This is a genomic window from Inquilinus limosus MP06 (assembly GCF_000767795.1).
Classification (GTDB): Bacteria; Pseudomonadota; Alphaproteobacteria; order DSM-16000; family Inquilinaceae; genus Inquilinus; species Inquilinus limosus_E.
Genome location: NZ_JANX01000600.1, coordinates 1 through 3743, shown reverse-complemented (window position 1 = coordinate 3743; position 3743 = coordinate 1). Strand labels below are relative to the sequence as shown.

5 protein-coding genes are annotated in these 3743 nt (G+C 69.7%); 4 read left to right on the top strand and 1 reads right to left on the bottom strand.

From position 1 onward, the window contains the following. Positions 1–51 precede the first annotated feature (51 nt). Positions 52–384: a FitA-like ribbon-helix-helix domain-containing protein gene (locus P409_RS37420; protein ID WP_343285533.1), complete on the top strand. Its 333-nt coding sequence runs from the start codon at positions 52–54 to the stop codon at positions 382–384. Positions 385–519: 135 nt separating this feature from the next. On the opposite strand, the gene P409_RS29210 is transcribed toward P409_RS37420, so the two are convergent. After that, positions 520–747: a hypothetical protein gene (locus tag P409_RS29210; protein WP_034846697.1), complete on the bottom strand. Its 228-nt coding sequence runs from the start codon at positions 745–747 to the stop codon at positions 520–522. A gap of 286 nt (positions 748–1033) precedes the next feature. Here P409_RS29210 and P409_RS29205 point away from each other — a divergent pair, with 286 nt between their 5' ends. From P409_RS29205 to P409_RS29195, 3 genes are all read left to right on the top strand, one after another. Next, positions 1034–2101: a trypsin-like peptidase domain-containing protein gene (locus P409_RS29205; RefSeq protein ID WP_052121540.1), complete on the top strand. Its 1068-nt coding sequence runs from the start codon at positions 1034–1036 to the stop codon at positions 2099–2101. A 156-nt stretch (positions 2102–2257) separates the two neighbouring features. After that, positions 2258–3046, top strand: coding sequence for a phosphodiesterase (locus P409_RS29200; protein ID WP_034846695.1), 789 nt, complete (start codon positions 2258–2260; stop codon positions 3044–3046). Between the two features lie 28 nt (positions 3047–3074). Continuing rightward, positions 3075–3503, top strand: a complete 429-nt coding sequence (locus P409_RS29195; RefSeq protein ID WP_034846693.1) for a GNAT family N-acetyltransferase — start codon at positions 3075–3077, stop codon at positions 3501–3503. Positions 3504–3743: the final 240 nt, after the last annotated feature.

Below are 3743 nucleotides of genomic sequence, written 5' to 3'. Positions count from 1 at the left end.
CCCCCTCCCGCAAGGGGAGGGGGAGTGTGAAAAGCAAGGCCGGTGCGAGACATGCGGTTGCCAACCAGGTCTCTTCGCGGGAGTGTCGCGGCACGTCATCAATTGGTAGAGACTGTCTTCGCGAGCATTGTTGGCCAACTCGACGCCGCCCTGATCGCTCGCTTGCGCCGGCGTGCCGCCCGCAACGGTCGTACGGTCGAGGATGAAGTGTTGGACATCCTTCGGTCTGCTCTGTCGAGCGAAGCCGACGCCACCGGAAATCTGGCCGATGCGATCCGGCAGCGCTTTGCGCCGCTTGGCGGTGTCGACCTTCCGGAGGCACCGAGAGAGGCGATCCGCGAGCCGTCTGGCTTTGACGATGAGACTGGCGGCTCAGGACATTAAGCCGTCATGGCGAGCCCCGAAGGGGCGTGGCCATCCAGGGCGGCTCGCACAGCTCCTGGATGGCCACGGCGCTGCGCGCCTCGCCATGACGTAGGGGGCGCAGTCATAGGATCGGTGGGCGGTAGCGCCGCCTCCTCAGCGCCTCCGCACGACCTTCCGGGCGCGGACGTCGATCACCGTGAAGGCGCGGTCGGCATAGGCCTGGATGCCGCTTTCGGTCGCGGTCGACGGGTTGTCGAAGAAGCACTTGATCCGGCCGCGGCGCACCAGCGCGTAGGGTGCCACCGCCGCCGCGTCGGATTCGGACAAAAATTTCGCCAAAGCCTCGATATCCGCGCTGTCGGCCTGGTCGGTCGCGGTCATGAAGTTCCTCCGGATCTGAAGCGGATCGCAGCCCGACGCCCGTCGCCGACGCCGATGTCACACAGTCGTCATGTCCGACTATATACCCTGCCCGGGGGCAGGATGGGAGGGGCAGTGTCGCTCCGATCGCAAAACCCTTGCTCCGGGCCGGTCTTGCCGCCACCCTGGCCGGCCGTCCGTGAACTTTCGCCGCCCTCGCGGGTTCGGTGATCGGGAATCAACCCGGGGCCTGGACGCTTGGCGCAAACCGGCGCACATCTTCCAGCGGATCGGAAGGAGAGATTTGATGCGCCGCATCCTGACGCTGCTGATCGTGCCTGTGATGCTGGCGCTGTCCGCCTGCAACTCCGGCGGCTCGGCCGGCTCCGCCACCGGCGGGGGCCTGCTGCCGACGCTGAATCCGCTGCTGACCAAGGCCATGCCGGCGGTGGTCAACGTCTCGGTCCGCGGCACCGTGCGGCCCAGCGCCGAGATGCTGCGCGACCCCGACATCCGGCGCTATTTCGGCGGCGAGAAGGAGAAGGCGTTCCGCAGCGTCGGTTCCGGCGTCGTCGTCGATGCCGCCAAGGGGCTGGTCGTCACCAGCGCCCACGTCGTCGAGAACGCCACCGAGATCGGCGTCACCCTCGGCAACGGCAACGAGGTGCCGGCCCAGGTCGTGGGCTCGGCCGCGGACATCGACATCGCGGTGCTGCGCATCCCGGCGGCGGGGCTGACCACCGAGCTGCCGGTGGACGACACGGACATGCCCAAGGTCGGCGACTTCGTGGTCGCGATCGGCAACCCCTTCGGCCTGGGCCAGACCGCCTCGCTCGGCATCGTCAGCGCCACCGGCCGCAGCGGCCTGGGCATCGAGGGCTATGAGGACTTCATCCAGACCGACGCGGCGATCAACCCCGGCAGCTCCGGCGGCGCGCTGATCAACCTCGACGGCCATCTGGTCGGCATCAACACCGCCATCATCAGCCCGTCGGGCGCCAATGCCGGCATCGGCTTCGCCATTCCGATGCACATGGTCAAGAACTCGATCGACCAGATCGAGCAGTTCGGCTCGGTCTCGCGGGCCAAGCTCGGCGTCGCGATCGAGGACCTGACGCCGGCCAAGGCGACGTCGCGCGGCATCTCCGCCGCCACCCGCGGCGCGCTGATCACCGGCATCGTCCCCGGCACCGTCGCGGCCTCGGCCGGCCTCAGGATCGGCGACGTGGTGACGGCGCTGGACGGGCACCCGATCGACGGCGCCACCGCGCTGCGCAACGCCGTCGGCCTGATGCGGCCGCAGACCTCGGTGACCCTGACCGTCGTGCGCGGCAAGGACACGCTCAGCCTGCCGGTCGCGCTCGGCGCGCAATAACCGTTCGGTGTCGCGGGCCGGGAGCCGGAAGCCGCATCCGGCGCTGGCGCTCGGCCTCGCCGCCGGTGTAACGCTCTGGGACTGAAATCGGGTCGGCCCGGCCCGCGCGACCGTGCCGACCCCGTCCCGCTGCGCGGCGCCGAGGACCGGACGTTCATGCTGATCGCCCAGATCACCGACACCCACGTCACCACGCCGGAGGTGGCGGTGGAGACGGGAATCGACGCGCTCGGCGCGCTGCGGCGCTGCGTCGAGCATCTCGGCGCGCTGTCGCCGCAGCCGGACCTGCTGCTGGTCACCGGCGACCTGGTCGACCGGGGCGATGTCGAATCGTACCGGCTGTTCCGCAAGGCGCTGGCGCCGCTGGGCCTGCCGATGCTGGCGATCCCCGGCAACCATGATTCGCGCGAGGCGATGCGCGAGGCCTTCGCCGGCCATGCCGGGGTCGGTACCGACGGGCCGTTCCTGAACATCGCCGGCGAGACCGGCGGCCTCAGGCTGATCGGCCTCGACACCACCATCCCGGGCCGGATCGAGGGGCTCCTGTGCGACGAGCGGCTGGACTGGCTCGACGCCCGGCTGTCGGAGGCGCCGCAGCAGCCGGCGCTGGTGTTCATGCACCACCCGCCCTTCGAGACCGGCCTGACCCGGATGGATGGCTGGCGTTGCGGCAATGGCGACGGGCTGGCCCGGGTGCTGGTCCGTCACCGCCAGGTGGTGCATGTGCTGTGCGGCCATGTCCACCGCGCGGTCGACACCACCTTCGCCGGCATCCCGGCGTCGATCGGCCCCAGCCCGTCGCATGCGGTCGGGTTCAACCTCGAGCAGGGGGCCGAGCTGACGGTCGGCATCGAGCCGCCGCTGGTCCGGCTGCTGTACTGGACCGGCAAGCGGCTGATCTCGCATTTGTCGCCGGTCGACGGGGTGCAGCGCCGGGTGTCGTGAGCGTGCAGGCTGAAAGGCGGAGGCGGCGATGAGCGATCCCGAGATCGTCCTGGCCGAGACGGCCGACGAGGCACTGGAGGCCCTGATCAATGACGGGCTGAACGCCTATAACGATGCCGTCACCGGCTACAGCGATCGGCGGCCGCTCTCGGTCGTGGTCCGTGATCCGGACAGCGGCGAGATTCTGGGCGGCGCCAAGGGGCGCACCTCGCTGGGGCTGCTGTTCGTCGAGCTGTTCTGGCTGCCGGAGCGGCTGCGGGGCGGCGGGCTGGGCAGCCGCATCCTTCGGATGATGGAGGAGGAGGGGCGCCGCCGCGGCTGCCGCGCCGGTGTCCTGCTCACCATCAGCTTCCAGGCGCCGGAGTTCTACCGCCGCCATGGCTGGCGGGCGTTCGGCGAGATCGCCTGTGATCCGCCTGGCACCAGCCGCGTGTTCATGACCAAGGAGCTGAACTAGCGCGGGATGGGTTCAGGCCTGCCATGCCCATCGCAACGGGTTGCCCGCAAGCGAGGCCTTTTCAGAATTCCCTGGAATCGTCCGGGATGCTCATGACGAGAGCAAAAATGAGTCCCCCCTCCCCTTGCGGGAGGGGGGGAGGGGGAGGGGGTTCTCTCGATTCGATCCGGCCTGGATCCTGGCAAATCAGCCTGTCCGGCTGATCGGGGCCTTCGCCCATTCGCGCGCGGACGCGCGCAG

Bases quoted from the DNA above. Each gene is read 5' to 3' on its own strand.
- P409_RS29205 (WP_052121540.1), top strand. From the start codon at position 1,034: ATGCGCCGCATCCTGACGCTGCTGATCGTGCCTGTGATGCTGGCGCTG.
- P409_RS37420 (WP_343285533.1), top strand. From the start codon at position 52: ATGCGGTTGCCAACCAGGTCTCTTCGCGGGAGTGTCGCGGCACGTCAT.
- P409_RS29200 (WP_034846695.1), top strand. From the start codon at position 2,258: ATGCTGATCGCCCAGATCACCGACACCCACGTCACCACGCCGGAGGTG.
- P409_RS29210 (WP_034846697.1), bottom strand. From the start codon at position 747: ATGACCGCGACCGACCAGGCCGACAGCGCGGATATCGAGGCTTTGGCG.
- P409_RS29195 (WP_034846693.1), top strand. From the start codon at position 3,075: ATGAGCGATCCCGAGATCGTCCTGGCCGAGACGGCCGACGAGGCACTG.